The 19,743-nt window shown below is 58.1% G+C and carries 15 protein-coding genes; 6 read left to right on the forward strand and 9 right to left on the reverse strand.

Annotated features, from left to right (window positions below; genetic code table 11):
• Window positions 1-86 precede the first annotated feature (86 nt).
• Window positions 87-863, reverse strand: coding sequence for a transcriptional regulator ExuR (exuR, locus tag NQ842_RS04070; RefSeq protein ID WP_014833389.1), 777 nt, complete (start codon window positions 861-863; stop codon window positions 87-89).
• Window positions 864-1,004: 141 nt separating this feature from the next.
• Window positions 1,005-2,303: an MFS transporter gene (locus NQ842_RS04075; RefSeq protein WP_063427168.1), complete on the reverse strand. Its 1,299-nt coding sequence runs from the start codon at window positions 2,301-2,303 to the stop codon at window positions 1,005-1,007.
• Between the two features lie 474 nt (window positions 2,304-2,777).
• Between NQ842_RS04075 and uxaC the strand changes: the two genes are divergently transcribed.
• A complete protein-coding gene (uxaC, locus tag NQ842_RS04080) occupies window positions 2,778-4,190 on the forward strand; it encodes a glucuronate isomerase (protein WP_014833387.1) in 1,413 nt (470 codons plus the stop codon).
• Between the two features lie 17 nt (window positions 4,191-4,207).
• On the forward strand, window positions 4,208-5,695 hold the full coding sequence (locus NQ842_RS04085) for a UxaA family hydrolase (protein ID WP_014833386.1): 1,488 nt from the start codon (window positions 4,208-4,210) through the stop codon (window positions 5,693-5,695).
• 94 nt (window positions 5,696-5,789) lie between these two features.
• On the opposite strand, the gene sstT is transcribed toward NQ842_RS04085, so the two are convergent.
• The 4 genes from sstT to NQ842_RS04105 form a co-directional block, all read right to left on the reverse strand.
• Window positions 5,790-7,031: a serine/threonine transporter SstT gene (gene sstT / locus NQ842_RS04090; protein ID WP_014833385.1), complete on the reverse strand. Its 1,242-nt coding sequence runs from the start codon at window positions 7,029-7,031 to the stop codon at window positions 5,790-5,792.
• Between the two features lie 210 nt (window positions 7,032-7,241).
• The gene (locus NQ842_RS04095) at window positions 7,242-8,207 is read right to left on the reverse strand and encodes a TerC family protein (protein ID WP_014833384.1); all 966 of its coding nucleotides are present in this window, start codon (window positions 8,205-8,207) and stop codon (window positions 7,242-7,244) included.
• Between the two features lie 252 nt (window positions 8,208-8,459).
• Window positions 8,460-9,458 carry a Gfo/Idh/MocA family protein gene (locus NQ842_RS04100; RefSeq protein ID WP_046887357.1) on the reverse strand — a complete coding sequence of 333 codons (999 nt, stop codon included), beginning with the start codon at window positions 9,456-9,458 and terminating at the stop codon, window positions 8,460-8,462.
• Window positions 9,459-9,528: 70 nt separating this feature from the next.
• A complete protein-coding gene (locus NQ842_RS04105) occupies window positions 9,529-10,032 on the reverse strand; it encodes a YgjP-like metallopeptidase domain-containing protein (protein ID WP_013098855.1) in 504 nt (167 codons plus the stop codon).
• A gap of 85 nt (window positions 10,033-10,117) precedes the next feature.
• On the opposite strand from NQ842_RS04105, the gene rlmG reads away from it, so the two are divergent.
• Window positions 10,118-11,254 carry a 23S rRNA (guanine(1835)-N(2))-methyltransferase RlmG gene (rlmG, locus tag NQ842_RS04110; RefSeq protein ID WP_153907376.1) on the forward strand — a complete coding sequence of 379 codons (1,137 nt, stop codon included), beginning with the start codon at window positions 10,118-10,120 and terminating at the stop codon, window positions 11,252-11,254.
• Here the strand turns inward: rlmG and NQ842_RS04115 are convergent.
• The 3 genes from NQ842_RS04115 to lsrR form a co-directional block, all read right to left on the reverse strand.
• The gene (locus tag NQ842_RS04115) at window positions 11,251-13,272 is read right to left on the reverse strand and encodes an NADPH-dependent 2,4-dienoyl-CoA reductase (RefSeq protein WP_083020559.1); all 2,022 of its coding nucleotides are present in this window, start codon (window positions 13,270-13,272) and stop codon (window positions 11,251-11,253) included. The two genes, rlmG and NQ842_RS04115, sit on opposite strands and share 4 nt — an antisense overlap.
• 165 nt (window positions 13,273-13,437) lie before the next feature.
• Window positions 13,438-15,030 (reverse strand): autoinducer-2 kinase, encoded by a 1,593-nt coding sequence (gene lsrK, locus NQ842_RS04120; protein ID WP_257256517.1) that lies wholly within the window; start codon window positions 15,028-15,030, stop codon window positions 13,438-13,440.
• Window positions 15,031-15,065: 35 nt separating this feature from the next.
• Window positions 15,066-16,034, reverse strand: a complete 969-nt coding sequence (gene lsrR, locus NQ842_RS04125; protein WP_013098851.1) for a transcriptional regulator LsrR — start codon at window positions 16,032-16,034, stop codon at window positions 15,066-15,068.
• Window positions 16,035-16,249: 215 nt separating this feature from the next.
• On the opposite strand from lsrR, the gene lsrA reads away from it, so the two are divergent.
• From lsrA to lsrD, 3 genes are read left to right on the forward strand one after another with little or no spacing between them, the layout of a single operon-like run.
• On the forward strand, window positions 16,250-17,737 hold the full coding sequence (lsrA, locus tag NQ842_RS04130) for an autoinducer 2 ABC transporter ATP-binding protein LsrA (RefSeq protein WP_257256903.1): 1,488 nt from the start codon (window positions 16,250-16,252) through the stop codon (window positions 17,735-17,737).
• Window positions 17,734-18,765, forward strand: a complete 1,032-nt coding sequence (lsrC, locus tag NQ842_RS04135; protein WP_257256518.1) for an autoinducer 2 ABC transporter permease LsrC — start codon at window positions 17,734-17,736, stop codon at window positions 18,763-18,765. The genes lsrA and lsrC overlap by 4 nt, the downstream gene beginning before the upstream one ends.
• Window positions 18,766-19,743 (forward strand): autoinducer 2 ABC transporter permease LsrD, encoded by a 978-nt coding sequence (lsrD, locus tag NQ842_RS04140; protein WP_257256519.1) that lies wholly within the window; start codon window positions 18,766-18,768, stop codon window positions 19,741-19,743.

Here is a 19,743-nt window from a genome sequence, read left to right on the forward strand (position 1 = left end):
GATTTACAAAGGCTGACACTATATATGTTTTGCTTACCCATCAGCGCCGGAAGGCGCAGCGAAGCGCCTGCCAGCAGAAAGGGAATCTATTTTGCCTGACTTGAGGCGGTATCGAGATGAACGACCGGATTATCCGCAAAAAGATAACGGTCAGCGTTAAATTCGAAGTCGTCACTGGTCTCATTGAACAACATCTGCTTGGTGTTCTCCAGGTGCTGCCACATGGCCAGTTTCGCGGCATGGGGATCTTTACGAATCAGCGCCTTGAGGATTTGGTCGTGATCGTCACACCAGTTATCCACCGTTCGAGAATCGATATGATCGTGCAGTTTTTTCCAGTACGGGTTGTGAACGCGCTGAGTCCACATTTTTTCTACAATTGCGGCCAGCGCGGTATTTTGCGTCGCCAGGGCAACCTGAACGTGGAACTGCAGATCCCACTCTGAATCGCGGAAACATTTTTCCTTGCGGGCGTTCTCCTGAATCTCCATCAGTTTCATGATGTCCTGCTTGGTTACCTGGGTTGCCGCAAATTCCGCGATGTTGCTTTCAATGAGCTGGCGGGCCTGGAGCAGCTCAAACGGACCATAGCTGGCAAACTCCAGACTTTCGTCCGCCACAGGAGAGTGTTTAGGCTGATTCGAAATCACATGAATGCCAGAGCCTTTGCGAACCTCAACGTAACCTTCCACTTCCAGCATGATGATCGCTTCACGCACCACGGTGCGGCTCACGCTCTTTTCATCGGCAATGAAGCGCTCAGCGGGGAGTTTGTCACCGACAAGATAGACACCTTGCTCGATGCGATCTTTCAGCTCGGCAGCAAGTTGTTGATATAAACGACGTGGTTCGGTGATTTCCATATGCGCTCCAGGCAGGGTACGGCAGATGATTTGTTATACCACTTTTGCGCACCACTCTCCAGATTTCACCATGAAAAAAGCCGCCCGGAGGCGGCTGGTTTTGTAGGTCGGGTAAGCGTAGCGCCACCCGGCACAGCAAGGCTAACTCTGTGTCGCCGGTCCCCCAAGCGACTCTTTCGCCAGTTCGTCCGCTGATTTGCTTTTCAGCACCGTCCAGATAACGACCGCACCCATCAGGTCGAAGATAGCCAGTACCGCGAACAGCGGGCTGAAACCAATCGTGTCCGCCAGCGCACCGACCACCAGCGCGAACAGGGTACTTGCGGTCCAGGCGGCCATCCCGGTCAGGCCGTTGGCCGTCGCCACTTCGTTACGCCCGAAAACGTCAGACGAGAGCGTAATCAGCGCACCGGACAGCGACTGGTGAGCAAAGCCACCGATACACAGCAGGGCAATAGCCACATACGGACTGGTGAAGAGACCGATCATGCCTGGGCCAATCATCAGCACCGCGCCCATCGTCACCACCATTTTGCGGGAGACGATCAGATTCACGCCAAACCAGCGCTGGAACAGCGGCGGCAGGTAACCCCCCACAATACAGCCCAGGTCTGCGAACAGCATCGGCATCCAGGCGAACATGGCGATCTCTTTCAGGTTAAAGCCATAGACCTTGAACATGAACAGCGGGATCCAGGCGTTAAAGGTGCCCCAGGCCGGCTCAGCCAGGAAGCGTGGCAGGGCGATCCCCCAGAACTGACGGGTTCCCAGGATCTGCCAGACGGACATTTTTTTGCCGTTGTTGGTCTGATGCTGTGCTTCCTGACCACCAATGATGTACTCGCGCTCTTCTTCAGAGAGTTTTTTCTGATCGCGTGGGTGTTTATAGAACACCAGCCACGCCATAGCCCAGGCAAAGCTCAGTACGCCAGAGATAATGAACGCCATCTGCCAGCTGTGCATCACAATGGCCCACACCACCAGCGGGGGGGCAATCATCGCCCCGATGGACGAACCGACGTTGAAGTAACCGACCGCAATGGAACGCTCTTTTGCCGGGAACCACTCAGAGCTGGCTTTCAGCCCTGCGGGGATCATCGCCGCTTCCGCCGCACCTACCGCGCCGCGTGCCAGCGCCAGGCCACCCCAGCTCCCTGCCAGCGCTGTTGCCCCGCAGAACACCGCCCAGGCAATGGCGAAGAAGGCATAACCGATTTTGGTCCCGAGAATGTCCAGCACATAGCCGGCAACAGGCTGCATGATGGTGTAAGCCGCGGAGTAAGCGGCAATGATGTAGGAGTATTGCTGCGTGGAGATGTGCAGCTCTTCCATCAACGTGGGCGCGGCGGCTGCCACGGTGTTACGCGTCAGGTAACCCAGCACGGTGCCCAGCGTCACCAGTGCGATCATATACCAACGTAACCCTTTAATTTTACGCATCTAAAACCTCATCGTTATGTTATTTCCGTGCCGGGGCACGGCAACCTCTCAACCGGTTTCGGGGAGGGCTGTGTAACGGGAGGGGCGTAACCGGGAGAACGTCCCGGAACGGCCCGAACCTTGCCATAAGTAAGCGTGCATAAGTCGGTTTCCGTACCGTTAAATCCGATGTCTGCCACCGGTAATGCATTCCGTCAGCTGCGTGTTTGCGACGGCGAAAAGATAACTTGTCATACAACTTTAAAAGGTGAGTGACATCACAAATGTATGATTCTTTGTAGGGACATTATCTGGCGCAGGTAAAGCCAGTGCTGGCGCGGTCTGGAGGAGGGTTTACCTCATTTGGGGTAATTTTTTTGTCCGGGTTTATTGATCCAACTCACGAAAAAAACTTCGGGCTCTGGAAATTGGTGTGATAACTTTGCAGCATCTGAACATAAGCTTTCTGCCGCTCCCGTTACGAGGAAGACGATAATGACACCGTTTATGACCGACGATTTTCTGTTAGACACTGAATTTGCTCGCCGCCTGTACCACGACTACGCAAAAGACCAGCCCATTTTCGACTACCACTGTCATTTACCGCCGCAGCAGGTAGCCGAAAATTACCGTTTCAAAAACCTGTATGACATCTGGCTGAAGGGTGATCACTATAAATGGCGCGCCATGCGCACTAACGGTGTCCCGGAGCGCCTGTGTACTGGCGACGCAAGCGACCGCGAGAAATTTGACGCCTGGGCGGCTACCGTGCCGCAGACCATCGGTAATCCGCTCTATCACTGGACGCACCTCGAACTGCGCCGTCCGTTTGGCATTACCGGCAAGCTGCTTTCACCGGCCACGGCGGATGAGATCTGGGAGCAGTGCAACGACTTGCTGGCACAGGATAACTTCTCCGCGCGCGGCATCATGAAGCAGATGAACGTGAAAATGGTGGGCACCACGGACGATCCAATCGACTCGCTGGAGCACCACGCGGTTATTGCGAAAGACACCGCGTTTGATATCAAAGTGCTGCCAAGCTGGCGTCCGGATAAAGCGTTTAACATTGAACTCGATACGTTTAGCGACTATATGGCGAAGCTGGCTGAAGTCTCCGACACCGACATTCGTCGTTTCGCCGATCTGCAAACTGCGCTGACCAAACGTCTGGACCATTTTGCCGCGCACGGCTGTAAAGTCTCTGACCACGCCCTGGATGTGGTGCTGTTTGCGGAGTCTAACGAAGCCGAACTGGATAGCATCCTGGCGCGCCGTCTCTCCGGCGAATCCCTGAGCGAGCATGAAGTCGCCCAGTTCAAAACTGCGGTACTGGTGTTCCTCGGTGCAGAATATGCCCGTCGCGGCTGGGTACAGCAGTACCACATTGGCGCGCTGCGTAATAACAACCAGCGTCAGTTCAAACTGCTGGGCGCGGACGTGGGCTTTGACTCCATCAACGACCGTCCGCTGGCCGAAGCGCTCTCTAAACTGCTGAGTAAGCAGAACGAGCAAAATCTGCTGCCAAAAACCATTCTCTACTGCCTGAACCCGCGCGATAACGAAGTGCTGGGCACCATGATTGGCAACTTCCAGGGCGAAGGGATGCCAGGCAAGATGCAGTTCGGCTCCGGCTGGTGGTTCAATGACCAGAAAGATGGCATGGAGCGTCAAATGACGCAGCTGGCACAGCTGGGCCTGTTAAGCCGCTTTGTGGGGATGTTGACCGACAGTCGCAGTTTCCTCTCCTATACCCGCCACGAGTATTTCCGTCGCATTCTCTGCCAGATGATTGGCCGCTGGGTGCATGCAGGCGAAGCACCGGCAGATATCCAGCTGCTGGGTGAAATGGTGAGAAACATCTGCTTCAACAATGCGCGTGACTACTTCGCCATTGAACTGAACTAAGGCCGTTTGAGGTTGATATGCAATACATCAAAATCCATTCGCTGGATAACGTCGCCGTTGCGCTGGCGGATCTGACCGAAGGAACGGACGTCACTTTCGATAATCAGTCGGTTACGTTACGTCAGGCCATTGGACGTGGGCATAAGTTTGCCCTGCTCCCCATTGCGAAAGGGGAGAACGTGGTGAAGTACGGTTTACCGATTGGCCATGCGCTGGAGGATATTGCGCCGGGTGAATACATCCACTCCCACAATACGCGCACCAATCTGAGCGATCTGGACGAGTACAGCTATCAACCTGATTTCCACCCGGAAGAAAAGCAGGCGGCGGATCGTGAGGTACAGATCTACCGCCGCGCCAACGGTGACGTGGGGATCCGCAACGAACTGTGGATCCTCCCGACCGTCGGTTGTGTGAACGGGATCGCGCGTCAAATCCAGACGCGTTTTCTGAAAGAGACCCATGATGCCGAAGGCACTGACGGCGTGCATCTGTTCAGCCACACCTACGGCTGTTCGCAGCTGGGAGATGACCATATTAACACCCGTACCATGCTGCAAAATATGGTGCGTCATCCGAACGCGGGGGCGGTGCTGGTAATTGGCCTGGGCTGCGAGAACAACCAGGTGGATGCCTTCCGGGAGACGCTGGGCGAGTTTGACCCTGACCGTGTGCACTTTATGGTGTGTCAGCATCAGGACGATGAAGTGGAAGCGGGCGTTGAGCAACTGCATCAGCTGTATGAGGTGATGCGTCACGACAAACGCGAGCCGGGCAAACTGAGCGAGCTTAAGTTTGGTCTGGAATGCGGCGGCTCGGACGGTCTTTCCGGCATCACCGCGAACCCCATGCTGGGGCGCTTCTCAGACTATGTGATTGCCAACGGCGGTACCACCGTGCTGACGGAAGTGCCGGAGATGTTCGGTGCTGAGCGTATCCTGATGAGCCACTGCCGTGATGAAGCGACGTTTGAGAAAACGGTCACCATGGTGAATGATTTCAAACAGTACTTCATTGCCCACAACCAGCCGATTTATGAAAACCCGTCTCCGGGCAACAAAGCAGGCGGGATCACCACGCTTGAAGAAAAGTCACTGGGCTGTACGCAGAAAGCAGGGGCCAGCCAGGTGGTGGATGTCCTGCGCTATGGCGAACGCCTGAAAACGCACGGGCTTAATCTGCTGAGCGCCCCGGGTAACGACGCGGTTGCCACCAGTGCACTTGCCGGGGCTGGCTGCCATATGGTGCTGTTCAGTACCGGCCGCGGTACGCCGTACGGTGGGTTTGTCCCGACGGTCAAAATTGCCACCAACAGTGAACTGGCGGCGAAGAAAAAGCACTGGATCGACTTCGATGCCGGTCAGCTCATTCACGGCAAAGCGATGCCGCAGCTGCTGACGGAGTTTGTGGATACTATTGTAGCGTTTGCTAACGGCAAACAGACCTGTAACGAGAAGAACGACTTCCGCGAGCTGGCGATCTTTAAGAGTGGGGTGACGCTGTAAGTTGGGTACGGGCTGGTGCCCTCACCCTGACCCTCTCCCACGGGGAGAGGGTACAAACACTAAAAACGGCAACCTCAGGGTTGCCGTTTTGCTGTTAACCTCGCAGGGCGTTCTTCGCTAAACGCGCGTCTTCCGCCTGACAGGCCGCAGCGGTGAACAGCACGTCGGTAGAGGAGTTCAGCGCCGTTTCACAGGAATCCTGCAGCACGCCGATGATAAAGCCGACAGCAACAACCTGCATGGCAATTTCATTCGGGATACCGAACATATTGCACGCCAGCGGGATCAGCAGCAGAGAACCGCCCGCCACGCCGGATGCACCGCACGCACACAGTGATGCCACCACGCTCAGCAGCAGCGCCGTAGGCAGATCCACCGGAATACCCAGCGTATGCACGGCCGCCAGAGTCAGCACGGTAATGGTGATTGCCGCACCCGCCATGTTCACGGTGGCGCCCAGCGGGATCGACACGGAGTAGGTGTCGCGATCGAGGTTCAGCTTTTCAGCCAGCGCCATGTTAACCGGAATGTTGGCTGCAGAGCTGCGGGTAAAGAAGGCATACACGCCGCTTTCACGCAGGCAGGTCAGCACCAGTGGATACGGGTTGCGGCGGATCTGCCAGAACACCAGCAGGGGGTTAATCACTAGCGCCACCAGCAGCATACAGCCTACCAGCACGACCAGTAACTGTGCGTAGCCCCACAGCGCGTCAAAACCGGTGGTTGCCAGCGTGGAAGAGACCAGACCGAAGATCCCGATTGGCGCAAAACGAATCACCAGCTTCACCATGAACGTCACGGCGTTCGAGACATCGTTAACCAGGTTTTTCGTGGTCTCATTACCATGACGCAGCGCGAAGCCCAGACCAATCGCCCAGACCAGGATGCCAATGTAGTTTGCGTTCATCAGCGCCGTGATTGGGTTAGAGACCATGCTCATCAGCAGGCCACGAAGCACTTCCACAATCCCCGATGGCGGCGTGATATCACCGGCCGCGCTGGTCAGATGCAGCGTGGACGGGAACAGGAAGCTAAATACCACGGCGGTTAAGGCAGCGGAGAAGGTTCCCAGCAGATACAGGAACAGAATCGGGCGAATGTTGGTTTTTTGTCCGTGTTGGTGGTTGGCAATCGACGCCATGACCAGCATCAGAACCAGTACCGGTGCAACGGCTTTCAGTGCGCCAACGAAAAGGGTTCCAAGCAGTCCCGTGGCTTCCGCAGCAGGTTTTGACACCATTGCCAGCAGAATACCCAGTACCAGCCCGACCAGAATTTGTTTTACAAGGCTGCCCTGCGCCAGGCGCGCGAACAGACCGCGTGATTGTGTGCTCATACGTTATTCCTGAGTGAAATTGCGTTCCATCCTGGCTGTGCTCTAAGGCACATTTATGTCCGGATGTAAGTATTTGTTTGCCTGGTTGAGTATCAGGGAAATCGAGGAAAGGCGGAAGCGTAAAATGCTGGACTTTACGTGTTGCGTCATGTTTTTTAACTATTGTTTAACGAAAGTGCCGGGTGGCGCTGCACCACCCGGCAAAACGCACTATGCCTGCTGCTTTTTATCGTTCTGGCGGTTAACCCAGGTATTGATAATCAGCGTCACCAGCAGAATGCCAAACACCACGCCGAGCGAGATGGCGATCGGGATATGGTAGAAATCGACAATCAGCATCTTGATACCGATGAATACCAGGATCACCGACAGACCGTACTTCAGCATTGAGAAGCGCTCAGCCGCGCCTGCCAGCAGGAAGTACATCGCACGCAGACCGAGAATCGCGAACAGGTTTGAGGTCAGCACGATGAACGGGTCAGTGGTGACGGCGAAGATAGCCGGGATACTGTCCACGGCGAAGATCACATCGCTCAGCTCAACCAGAATCAGCACCAGCAGCAGCGGGGTGGCAAACAGCAGGCCGTTCTGACGAACAAAGAAGTGCTCGCTCTCGATCTTGTCGGTCATGCGCAGGTGCCCACGGATCCACTTCACCAGCGGCTTTTCGCCAATGCCGGTTTCGTCTTCCTTCGCCAGCGCCATCTTGATCCCGGTGAACAGCAGGAACGCGCCAAAGACGTACAGCAGCCATTCGAACTGGGTAATCAGCCAGCTTCCGGCGAAGATCATGATGGTACGCAGAACGATCGCCCCCAGCACGCCGTAAACCAGCACGCGACGCTGCAGGGCAGCAGGCACGGCAAAGTAGCTGAACAGCATCAGCCAGACGAAGACGTTATCCACCGCCAGCGCTTTTTCAATCAGATAACCGGTGAGGAAGGCGAGTGCCTGAGGATCGGCCACCGCACGGCCTTCGGTCGAGGCCAGATACCACCAGAAGGCGGCGCAGAAGAGCAGAGAGAGGGTAACCCACACCAGCGACCAGACGGCAGCCTGTTTGATGCTCATACCGTGCTCGCCACGACGCCCCTGTAAAAAGAGGTCGATCGCCAGCATGATGAGCACGACAACCGCGAATCCGCCCCACAACATTGGAGTGCCGACAGAATGCATACTATTTTCCTTACACATAAAAAAACAAAAACGGCTATGGTCAGAAGACGATAGCCGTTAGCTTTTTATGCATAGACCTCGCCTTCCGGCAAGGTCTCACTTACAACCACAAGGGTTGCCCGGCGACCGGATGCGGTTTTGCACGCATCGTAATGACGATCCACCGGCAAGGAAGTTACTCCCCTTTGCTCGTAACAAAATATGTCAGACCATCAGTTTCGTCAATGGTCCACAGTCATTCATTACACAGCTTTACGCGATAGCGTCTGCGCTCACGCCGTCTGCCGGGAAAACCACGCCGGTCTGGCGACGGATTTCCGTTTGCAGCTTGGCCGTGGTGCGGCTTACCGCAAGCCCGGGGTGATTCACCTCGTTGTCTTCCACCAGTCGGGCGAAGACCTCTGCCTCATAGAGCATAGTGTTAATATGCTGAGGCTGCGTCAGCTCCTGCGCTTTACCGCCGCGCGGCACAAAGCTAAGCTTCTGGCATTCGGAGATCTTCTCGATAACCAGCGAGCCGTTTTCACCCTGAATTTCACTTGGCAGGACGGAGTCACTCACTTTGGAGTGCTGCAGCGTGACGCTGAAATCACCGTAATCCAGCACCACGACACCGTGCGCATCCACGCCGCTCTCCAGCAGGCTGGCAGTGGCCGTAACGCCGTGCGGCTCCCCCCACAGGGCAACCGCAGAGGCCAGGCAATAGAAACCGATGTCCATAATCGAGCCGTTTGAGAAGGCCGGATTAAAGGTGTTCGGGTTCTCACCGTCCAGATAACGCTGGTAGCGTGACGAGTACTGGCAGTAGTTAATAAAGGCTTTGCGCACTTTGCCAATCTTCGGCAAAGACTGCTGTAACAGCAGGAAATTCGGCAGACTGGCGGTTTTAAACGCTTCGAACAGCACCACCTGGTTGTCGCGGGCGCACTGAATGGCGGCTTCGACTTCCTGAATATTCGACGCCAACGGCTTCTCGCAAATGACATGTTTTTTATGGCTGAGGAAAAGCCGGGTTTGCGGGAAGTGCAGGGCGTTCGGGCTGGCGATGTAGACCGCGTCAATCGCGTCGCTTTGCGCCATCTCATCAAGCGAGGTGAACAGATGTTCAACCAGGTAATCATTCGCGAAAGCCTGCGCCTGTTCAGGGCTGCGGGAATAGACTGCGGTGAGCTTAAATTTGCCGGTTTCGTGGGCGGCGTCGACGAACTGGCGCGTGATCCAGTTCGTACCAATGACTGCGAAACGTATCATAAACGTTTACGTACTCCGTAGCGGGGAACCTTTAGCCACTGTAGCACGTGATTGTTGCAAAACCAGTGCGCTACTGCGCATTACTCTTTAACGATAAATGCGTAAGCCACAAGCGGGTATCAAACTCCAGCTGATGGTACTGCGGCTCCATGTGGCAGCACAGGGAGTAGAACGCCTTGTCGTGCTCTTTCTCTTTGAGGTGCGCCAGCTCGTGTACCACGATCATTCGCAGAAAGGCTTCCGGTGCGTTGCGAAAGACGGTGGCGACGCGGATCTCGGCTTTCGCTTTCAGCTTGCCGCCCTGCACGCGGGAGATGGCGGTGTGCAGGCCGAGCGCATTTTTCAGCACGTGGATCTTATTGTCGTACATCACCTTGTTGATCGGCGGCGCGCTCTTCAGATACCGGTTTTTGAGATCCTGCGTATACTGCCAGAGGGCTTTATCGGTCGCGACATCGTGCGTGCCGGGATAGCGTTTTTCCAGCACCGCCCCCAGTTTTTGCTCGGCAATTAACGTGCGTACCTGGGAGAGCAGATGCTCCGGGTAGCCCTGGAGATAAGTCAGCTGGTTCATCAAAACCCCAAAATAAGTTGAAAACGGGTATACTCACGCACCCTTTTCAGGGATAACGCCGAAATTTTACCATTCAGGAGGGCCGATGAGCCACTTAGACAACGGTTTCCGTTCACTCAACCTTAAACGTTTCCCGGAGACGGACGACGTTAACCCGCTTCAGGCGTGGGAAGCGGCGGATGAATATCTGCTGCAACAGTTGGATGAGACTGAAATCCGCGGCCCGGTTCTGATCCTGAATGATGCCTTCGGAGCGCTGGGCTGCGCCCTGGCGGCGCACACGCCTTACAGCATTGGCGATTCTTACTTAAGCGAGCTGGCGACGCGTGAAAACCTGCGTCACAACGATCTCGGCGAAGCCAGCGTGAAGTTCCTCGACAGCACCGCGGACTACCCGCAGGCGCCGGGCGTGGTGCTGATTAAAGTGCCAAAAACCATGGCGTTGCTGGAGCAGCAGCTGCGTGCATTACGGAAAGTCGTCACGCCAGAGACGCGCATCATCGCAGGTGCGAAGGCGCGTGATATTCACACCTCAACGCTGGAGCTGTTCGAGAAAGTGCTGGGCCCGACCACCACGACGCTGGCCTGGAAAAAAGCGCGCCTGATCAACTGTACCTTCAGCGCGCCGGAACTGGCTGACGCGCCAGAGACGCTGAGCTGGAAGATGGAAGGCACCGACTGGACCATCCACAACCACGCGAATGTCTTCTCACGCACTGGCCTGGATATCGGCGCACGTTTCTTTATTGAACATCTGCCGGAAAATCTGGAAGGGGAGATTGTGGATCTCGGCTGCGGTAACGGCGTGATTGGCCTGACGCTGCTGGCAAAGAACCCACAAGCCAGCGTGGTCTTTAGCGACGAATCGCCAATGGCAGTGGCGTCGAGCCGTCTGAACGTGGAAACCAACATGCCAGAGGCGCTGGATCGCTGCGAGTTTATGATCAATAACGCGCTGTCCGGCGTAGAGCCTTTCCGCTTCAACGCCGTGTTCTGCAACCCACCGTTCCACCAGAAGCATGCCCTGACGGATAACGTTGCGTGGGAGATGTTCCACCATGCGCGCCGCTGCCTGAAAATTAACGGCGAGCTGTATATCGTGGCCAACCGTCACCTGGACTACTTCCATAAGCTGAAGAAGATTTTCGGTAACTGCGTCACCATCGCCACCAATAACAAATTTGTGGTCTTGAAAGCGGTGAAGCTGGGGCGTCGTCGCTAAATAACCAGTGCAAGCTGGGTGCCCTGCGCAATGGCCCGCCGCGCATCCAGCTCCATCGCCACATCGCACCCGCCGATTAAATGCACCGTTTTACCCGCCTCACGCAGTGGATCCGCCAGATCCCGCTTCGGCTCCTGCCCGGCACATAAAATGACATGATCCACGCGCAGCAGCTGCGGCTCACCGCCGATCGTGACGTGCAGGCCGTCATCGTCGATCTTCTGGTAGCTCACCGCCGGGATCATCTTCACGCCGCGCGAGAGCAGGGTGGCGCGGTGGATCCAGCCAGTTGTTTTCCCCAGTCCTTCACCCGGCTTACTCGCTTTGCGCTGCAGCATCACGATCTGCCGTGGGCTTTTCGGCAGCTGTGGCCCTTCCGGGCGCAGGCCGCCGGACTGGCTCAGGCTGGTGTCGATGCCCCATTCCACGCAAAACTCGGCGATGTTCTGGCTGGTGGCCTCGCCCGGCTGGCTTAAATACATGGCGGTATCAAAGCCAATCCCACCGCAGCCGATAATGGCCACGTTTTCCCCAACCGGCGCTTTATCGCGCAGCACATCGAGATAGCTCAGTACTTTAGGATGATCGATGCCCTCGATCGCAGGCGTGCGCGGGGCGATCCCGCTCGCCAGGATCACCTCGTCGTAATCCACAAGATCTGGCGCGCTCACCCACTGGTTGAGCCGCAGATCCACACCCGTTAGCGCGATCATCCGGCGGTAATAGCGCAGCGTTTCATAGAACTCCTCTTTGCCGGGGATCTGTTTGGCAATATTAAACTGCCCGCCAATCTCGCCAGCGGCATCGTACAGCGTCACGCTGTGCCCGCGCGACGCCGCATTTATTGCAAACGCCAGCCCTGCGGGGCCCGCCCCCACAACCGCCAGGCGTTTTGGGTTTACTGCCGGGAGCACCGGCATTTTGGTTTCATGGCAGGCGCGGGGGTTAACCAGGCAGGAGGTCACTTTCCCGACGAAGATCTGATCCAGACAGGCCTGGTTACAGCCGATGCAGGTGTTGATCTCATCCGCCCGCCCGCTTTGCGCTTTGGAGAGCAGCTCAGCATCCGCCAGGAACGGACGCGCCATCGACACCATATCGGCATCGCCACGTGCGATGACATCATCCGCCACCTGCGGATCGTTAATACGGTTAGTGGTCACCAGCGGAACAGACACTTTGCCTTTCAGCTTGCGCGTAACCCAGGTGAAGGCGGCGCGCGGTACCGGCGTGGCGATAGTCGGGATACGCGCCTCGTGCCAGCCAATCCCGGTGTTGATGAGGGTGGCACCGGCGGCTTCAATCGCCTGCGCCAGCTGGACGGTCTCGTCAAACGTCCCGCCACCTTCCACCAAATCCAGCATCGACAGGCGGAAGATAATAATAAAGTCAGCGCCCGCACGTTCACGCACGGCGCGTACCACTTCGACGGCAAAGCGCATGCGTCGCGCATAATCGCCGCCCCATTCGTCGTCACGCTGGTTCGTGCGGGCCGCGAGGAATTCGTTAATCAGATAGCCCTCGGAGCCCATCACCTCGACGCCGTCATAGCCCGCTTCACGCGCCAGCGCCGCACAGCGGGCGAAGTCGTCAATCAGCGCCAGCACTTCATCGTGGCTAAGGGCATGCGGTTTGAAGCGGTTAATCGGTGCCTGAATGGCCGACGGCGCAACCAGATGCGGCTGATAACTATAACGCCCGGTATGCAGGATTTGCAGGGCAATTTTCCCGCCTTCATTGTGAACGGCATCGGTCACAATGCGGTGGTGCGGCAGCTGTGATACATCGTTAAGTACCGCTCCGCCTTCCATCCCCACCCCTGAGGGCGCGGGAGCCACACCCCCGGTGACGATCAGCGCCACCCCGTGGCGTGCGCGTTCGGCATAGAAGGCCGCCAGACGCTCGGCCCCGTCCGGATGCTCCTCCAGCCCGGTATGCATTGAGCCCATCAACACGCGGTTTTTGAGCGTTGTGAACCCCAGATCGAGGGGGGCGAATAACGACGGGTAGCGGCTCATAGTCTCTTCCAGTGTAAAATTATTGTTATGTGGTCGGATGAGTTACTAATTTAGCCAGCAGGAAGTAAAAGGGAAAAGGGGAATGCAGTGATTGTGATGGGATTCAAATAATGCCCTCACCCTAACCCTCTCCCACAGGGAGAGGGGACTCAATCTTCCTCTCCCTTAGGGAGAGGGGCGGGGTGAGGGGGAACGCACCAGCCCCGGCGCCTGCCACATTGATGTCGTCAGCCCGCTGTCCACCAGCCCAAGCTGGTCGGCGTACACCGCCTGCCACTTCTGCATCATGCCATCGTACAGCGCCCGGTGCTGCGGGTTCGGGGTAAACTCGCGGCTCCATTTCACCAGCCGCTCGCCGGTGGTGGCCATATCCGCAAACAGTCCGGCCCCGGCTCCGGCGGCAATCGCGCAGCCCAGCGCCGTCGCCTCTTTCACTTCCGGTACGCGCACCGGCAAACCGGTGACGTCACTTAAAATCTGGCTCCATAGCGCCCCCTTCGAACCGCCTCCGGCAAACACCAGGCTCTCGAAGTGAACGCCGGAGAAACGTGAGATCTGAGCCAGATTGCAGGCCGAGACAATCGCCGCGTTCTCTTCCAGTGCGCGGAACAGCGTCGCTTTGTTGCACTTTTCCGGGTCGATGGAGAGGTTAATAAACGACGGGGCGGCGTGGTACCACTGCTTAAAATGCATCGCGTCGGAGAAGATGGGCATCACGCCATGCGAACCCGCGGGCACCCGGCTCGCCATCTCCTCGAGCAGGGAATAGGTGTCCATCCCCATACGTTCGGCGATCAGCTTCTCTTCCGCGCAGAAGGCGTCGCGGAACCAGCGCATGGTCAGGCCGGTGAAGAAGCTTATCGACTCCGCCTGCGCCATACCGGGGATGACGTGTGGGTTCACGCGAATGTTCATGTCTGGGTCGGTGCGCACCTGCGGCAGGTTGACCACCTGCTGCCAGAAGGTGCCACCCAGCACCGCCGTTTGCCCGGCGCGCACCACGCCCAGCCCCAGACAGCCCAGCTGTACGTCGCCACCGCCCATCACCACAGGCGTGCCTTCACGCAGGCCGCTCTGCCGGGCGGCATCATGGGTGATGGCACCCAGAACAGTGCCGGTCTCTTTCACCGGGGAGAGGATATCGGCGCGCAGCCCGGCCATATCCAGCAGCGCTGGCCGCCAGTCGCGGGAGAAGAGATCCAGCATCCCGGTGGTGCCCGCATTTGATGGATCGACGGCCAGCTCGCCGGAGAGCTTCGCCGCCAGCCAGTCGCTGATCATGGTAATAGTGGCAGCCTTGCGATAGATATCCGGGCGATGGTGCGCCAGCCACAGCAGACGCGGCATGGCGCTCAAGGCCAGGGTCTGGCCGGAAACGTCGTACACTTCGGATTCAAACTGGTTGTCGTGGATCTCTTTGAGTTCGGCCACCTCGCGGCTGGCGCGGGCGTCGACGTTGGCGCAGGCCCAGATGGCCTCGCCGTTGCGGTCATACAGAACAATCCCTTCGCGCATGGAGCAGCAGGCGACGGACTGGATATCTGCCGCGCTCAGGTGCGCGCGATCCAGCGCCTGGTGGATGCACTGGCAGGTGAGCCGCCAGTTGGTCTCAAGGTCGAACTCCATCGAGCCCGGCACATTGTCCACGCTGAGGTGCTTCCACTCGGCCTGACCCACGGCAACCTGGTTGCCCTGCAGATCGAAAATAACGGCACGCACGCTGCCTGTCCCTGCATCTAACGCTAAAAGGTAACTCATGAGTTTGCCTCGTTGTTAGCGCAGGGCTTACCCCGTTACGTCAGGGCCAGCACCGCGCGGGCTGTTGTCTCTTCCGTCACCAGGCCATTGATACGGCGACCTTTCAGTGCGGCGTAAATCGCATCGGCTTTCTCAACACCGCCGGCCACGCCAACGATGGTGGGCAACTGCGCCAGTTCATCAAGCGTGACGCCCAGCAGTTCTTTGTGGATCTCCAGCTCCTCAACGCACTCTCCCTCGGCAGTGAGGAAATAACCGAGAATGTCGCCGACCGCCCCTTTACGGGCATACATCAGCTGTTCACCTTCGCTGATGTAGCCTGAGCGCAATATCGTTGCATCACGACGCTGGTTCACGGACCCAATCCCGACCACCGCCACGTCGGCCGCCGTTGCGGCGAGGATCACGTCCCGCACGCTGGTTTCACGTTTTAAGATCCCAGCCACCTCGGCGGAGGAGACGCGAAGCGGGGCGGGGATCATGCTGACGCTGCATGCCGCGTCCAGCTGGCCGATACCGGTCATATACGGCCCCACGCCGCCGGAAAGGGTCACCAGACGGATCTGCTGTGAGCTGATAAAGCCGCTTAAGTGCTGCAGGCTGCTCATGGTGGTTTCACCAAATCCCACCGCTAACAGCTGGCCGGGTTCCAGCACGCCCATTAATGACTGCGCGGCACCAATGCCTAACCGCACGTTCATGGGCGGGGTATTCAGCGCTGGCAGCACGCGCACCAGCTTTAGCCCAAAGCGTTGCTGCAGTTCGGTTTCCAGTGCCAGACAGCCCTCATAGCGGGAGTTGATCTGCACGCGGATCACCCCGGACTGGCGACCTTTCTCCAGCAGGCGAGAGATCTTCAGGCGCGGCAGGCCGAGCCGTTCGCCAATGTCGTTTTGCGTCAATCCGTCGTGGTAGTAACACCAGGCCACGCGGGCAACCAACTCCTCTTCCGCCAGTGCCAGCCCGGCAAACCGACCTTCTTCCGCAGTGCGTTTATCGCTCATAATTGAACTCTTATAAAAATTTAGATCATATGTTCGTGACGGCGCAGGTCGAAAATGTGAGCCACGCGGCAAAACGGATCTTTTAGATAGTTTCTGGTTCAGTTGGATCTTAATCGATAAAACTGTGATCCCTGCACGGTTGTAAATATAGTTCACCGTCTACGCTTTTGAACATTATTAAATCTAAAAATCATTTGTTCAATAGCGGAGCGATGATGACCCCACTTATCGAAGCACGAGCCATCTGCAAGCAGTTTTCCGGGGTGCCGGTTTTGAAAGGCATTGATTTCACGCTGCTTGCGGGCCAGGTACATGCGCTGATGGGCGGGAACGGCGCGGGTAAATCGACGCTGATGAAGATCATCGCCGGGGTGGAGACGCCGGACAGCGGTGAACTTTCCGTAGCAGGCCATTCATATGCGCGGCTCACGCCCGTGCAGGCGCATAAGTTAGGTATCTATCTGGTGCCGCAGGAACCGCTCCTGTTCCCCAATCTGACGGTGCGGGAAAACATCCTTTTCCGCCTGCCGCGTGAAAGGGAACGAGAGAATCGGCTGACGGAGAAGCTGCAGCAGCTGCAGTGCCAGCTAAATCTCGACGCGATCGCCAGCACGCTGGAAGTGGCGGATCAGCAGATGGTGGAGATCCTGCGCGGTCTGATGCGTAACGCGACGATCCTGATCCTCGACGAACCCACGGCGTCCCTCACGCCCGGTGAAACCGAACGCCTGTTTCGCCAGATCCGCGCCCTGCAGGATATGGGCGTCGGCATCGTCTTTATTTCGCATAAATTGCCGGAGATCCGCCAGCTGGCAAGCCACGTCTCGGTGATGCGCGACGGTGCCGTGGTGCTCAGCGGGGAAACCGCGCAGTTCGACGATAACGCGCTGATTGCCGCCATGACGCCGGTGAGCCGGGAGAAAGGCTTAAGCGATGCGCAAAAACTGTGGCTGGCGCTGCCGGGAAACCGTCGCACCCAGCCGCAGGATTTTCCGGTATTGCGCGTGGACGATCTTACCGGGGAGGGGTTTATCGATCTCTCGCTTGAGATCTACGCAGGCGAGATCGTCGGTCTGGCCGGTCTGGTCGGATCCGGGCGCACCGAATTTGCCGAGACGCTCTACGGCCTGCGTCCGGTGCGTGGCGGACGGGTCTGGCTGGAGAATCAGGAGATCACTCACGAGAGCGTGGGCGGCCGGCTGGACAAAGGCCTGGTTTATCTGCCGGAAGACAGGCAGGTGTCCGGCTTGTTCCTGGATGCACCGATCCGCTGGAACACGGTGGCGCTGAACGAGCCGTCTCTCTGGCAGCAACGCAAGCGGGAGTCCGCGGTGGTGGAGCGTTACCACCGGGCGCTGGGGATCAAACTCAATCATGCGGATCAAACCGTGCGCACCCTCTCCGGCGGGAATCAGCAGAAAGTGCTGCTGGCCCGCTGTCTGGAAGCCAACCCGTTACTGCTGATCGTCGATGAACCGACGCGCGGCGTGGATGTGTCGGCACGTGCTGATATCTACCAGCTCATCAAAAGCGTGGCCGCGCAGAACGTGGCGGTGCTGATGATCTCAAGCGATCTCGATGAGTTTCCTGGCCTTGCCGATCGCGTGCTGGTGATGCACCAGGGCGTGCTCAGCGGCGAGTTGCCGCGCCATGCCGTCAGCCTCGATCGGATGATGGCGCTGGCGTTCGGAGGACAATCATGAAGACGTTACTGAAAAACCGCGAGCTGAGCGCATTTCTCGCCATTCTGGCGCTGTTTGCCGTGCTGGTGGCGCTTAATCCGGCGTACCTGAGCCTTCAGACGCTGGGGATGATCTTCGCCAGCGCGCAAATCCTGATCCTGCTGGCGCTTGGCGCTGCGCTGGTGATGCTGACCCGCAATATTGACGTCTCCGTGGGCTCCACCGTGGGGCTCTCCGCCATCGCGATCGGCGTGGCGCTGAACAATGGCTACAGCCTGCCGGTGTCGATGCTGTTCGCGCTGTCTGTCGGCGCGCTGGCAGGGGCGTTCAACGGGTTTTTGGTGGTGGCGCTGCGCATCCCGGCGATTGTTGCCACCCTCGGTACGCTGGGGCTGTATCGCGGGGCGATGCTGCTCTGGACCGGCGGGAAGTGGATCGAAGGGCTGCCGCCAGCGCTGAAATCCCTCTCAGAACCGGTTGCGGTTGGTATCTCACCGCTCGGCATGGTGGTGCTGTTTTTGGCCGCTGTCGGCGCGTGGACGCTCTCGCGTACCGCCTTCGGCCGGGATTTCTACGCCGTGGGCGATAACCTTGCCGCCGCGCACCAGCTGGGCGTGGCGGTCAACCGCACGCGGATGATCGCCTTTACCCTCAATGGCATGCTGGCGGCCTGCGCCGGAATTGTCTTTGCTTCCCAGATTGGCTTTGTGCCAAACCAGACCGGCAGCGGGCTGGAGATGAAAGCCATCGCCGCCTGCGTGCTCGGCGGCATTTCGCTGCTGGGCGGGACGGGCACGCTGATTGGCGCACTGCTGGGGGCTTTTTTCCTGACGCAAATCGACACCGTACTGGTGCTGTTTAAGCTCCCGGCGTGGTGGAACGACTTTATCGCCGGGCTGGTGCTGCTGGGCGTGCTGGTGCTCGACGGGCGTCTGCGCCAGGCGCTGGCGCGTCATCAGCGGGCGCTGAAATACGCTCGCTTCCAGCCGGGTAACAGAGGGGGAAAGCACATTACCCCGTTTCCCAAACGCAAAAAAGAGGTGGCGTAAATGAAGCTTAACTGGGAAAGCGCGCTGCTGATCTTACTGGTGCTGGAGATCCTGCTCTTTGGCGCCATCAACCCGCGGATGCTCGACATCAATATGCTGCTGTTCAGCACCAGCGATTTCATCTGCATCGGCATTGTGGCGCTGCCGCTGACGCTGGTGATCATCAGCGGCGGGATCGATATCTCCCTCGGTTCGACCATCGGCCTGTGCGCCATTGCGCTGGGGGTGATGATGCAATCGGACTGGCCGATGGCGGTCGCCATTCCTCTGACGCTGCTGCTGGGCCTGCTGTGCGGGCTGGTGAATGCGGCGCTGATCCACTACACCGGCATCAGCCCGTTAGTCATCACTCTCGGCACGCTCTACCTCTACGGCGGCGGGGCGCTGCTACTCTCCGGCATGGCGGGCGCGACGGGCTATGAGGGCATCGGCGGCTTCCCGGACAGCTTTACCGCGTTCGCTAACCTGACCGTGTCAGGTCTGCCCATTCCACTGGTGCTGTTTGCGCTCATTACGCTTTTCTTCTGGCTGATTACCCACCGCGGGCGCTTTGGGCGGCATCTGTTCTTAATCGGCCAGAACCCGCGCGCCGCGCGCTATGCGGCGCTGTCGGTTAACGGTATGCCCTACGCGCTGTATGGCCTGGTGGGCGTCGCCTCGGCCATTGCCGCCCTGGTGATGGTCTCTTATTTCGGTTCCGCGCGTTCGGATCTGGGGCGCGATCTGCTGATGCCTGCCCTCACCGCCGCCGTACTTGGCGGGGCGAATATTTACGGCGGGTCAGGATCGGTTATCGGTACGGCACTGGCAGCGCTGCTGGTGGGGTACCTGCAGCAGGGTTTACAGATGGTCGGCATCCCCAACCAGGTGTCGAGCGCGCTGTCAGGGGCGCTGTTGGTTGTGGTGGTGATGGGACGTTCGCTGAGTCTGCACCGTGAATGGGTGCGTTCTCTCTTTAGAAAACTATCCGGAGCGTAA

This window comes from Enterobacter cloacae complex sp. R_G8 (assembly GCF_024599795.1).
In the GTDB taxonomy this organism is placed as follows: Bacteria; Pseudomonadota; Gammaproteobacteria; order Enterobacterales; family Enterobacteriaceae; genus Enterobacter; species Enterobacter dissolvens.

Bases quoted from the DNA above. Each gene is read 5' to 3' on its own strand.
- lsrR (WP_013098851.1), bottom strand. From the start codon at position 16,034: ATGAGCGATAAACGCACTGCGGAAGAAGGTCGGTTTGCCGGGCTGGCA.
- lsrK (WP_257256517.1), bottom strand. From the start codon at position 15,030: ATGAGTTACCTTTTAGCGTTAGATGCAGGGACAGGCAGCGTGCGTGCC.
- NQ842_RS04095 (WP_014833384.1), bottom strand. From the start codon at position 8,207: ATGCATTCTGTCGGCACTCCAATGTTGTGGGGCGGATTCGCGGTTGTC.
- uxaC (WP_014833387.1), top strand. From the start codon at position 2,778: ATGACACCGTTTATGACCGACGATTTTCTGTTAGACACTGAATTTGCT.
- exuR (WP_014833389.1), bottom strand. From the start codon at position 863: ATGGAAATCACCGAACCACGTCGTTTATATCAACAACTTGCTGCCGAG.
- NQ842_RS04115 (WP_083020559.1), bottom strand. From the start codon at position 13,272: ATGAGCCGCTACCCGTCGTTATTCGCCCCCCTCGATCTGGGGTTCACA.
- lsrD (WP_257256519.1), top strand. From the start codon at position 18,766: ATGAAGCTTAACTGGGAAAGCGCGCTGCTGATCTTACTGGTGCTGGAG.
- NQ842_RS04085 (WP_014833386.1), top strand. From the start codon at position 4,208: ATGCAATACATCAAAATCCATTCGCTGGATAACGTCGCCGTTGCGCTG.
- rlmG (WP_153907376.1), top strand. From the start codon at position 10,118: ATGAGCCACTTAGACAACGGTTTCCGTTCACTCAACCTTAAACGTTTC.
- sstT (WP_014833385.1), bottom strand. From the start codon at position 7,031: ATGAGCACACAATCACGCGGTCTGTTCGCGCGCCTGGCGCAGGGCAGC.
- lsrC (WP_257256518.1), top strand. From the start codon at position 17,734: ATGAAGACGTTACTGAAAAACCGCGAGCTGAGCGCATTTCTCGCCATT.
- NQ842_RS04100 (WP_046887357.1), bottom strand. From the start codon at position 9,458: ATGATACGTTTCGCAGTCATTGGTACGAACTGGATCACGCGCCAGTTC.
- NQ842_RS04075 (WP_063427168.1), bottom strand. From the start codon at position 2,303: ATGCGTAAAATTAAAGGGTTACGTTGGTATATGATCGCACTGGTGACG.
- NQ842_RS04105 (WP_013098855.1), bottom strand. From the start codon at position 10,032: ATGAACCAGCTGACTTATCTCCAGGGCTACCCGGAGCATCTGCTCTCC.
- lsrA (WP_257256903.1), top strand. From the start codon at position 16,250: ATGACCCCACTTATCGAAGCACGAGCCATCTGCAAGCAGTTTTCCGGG.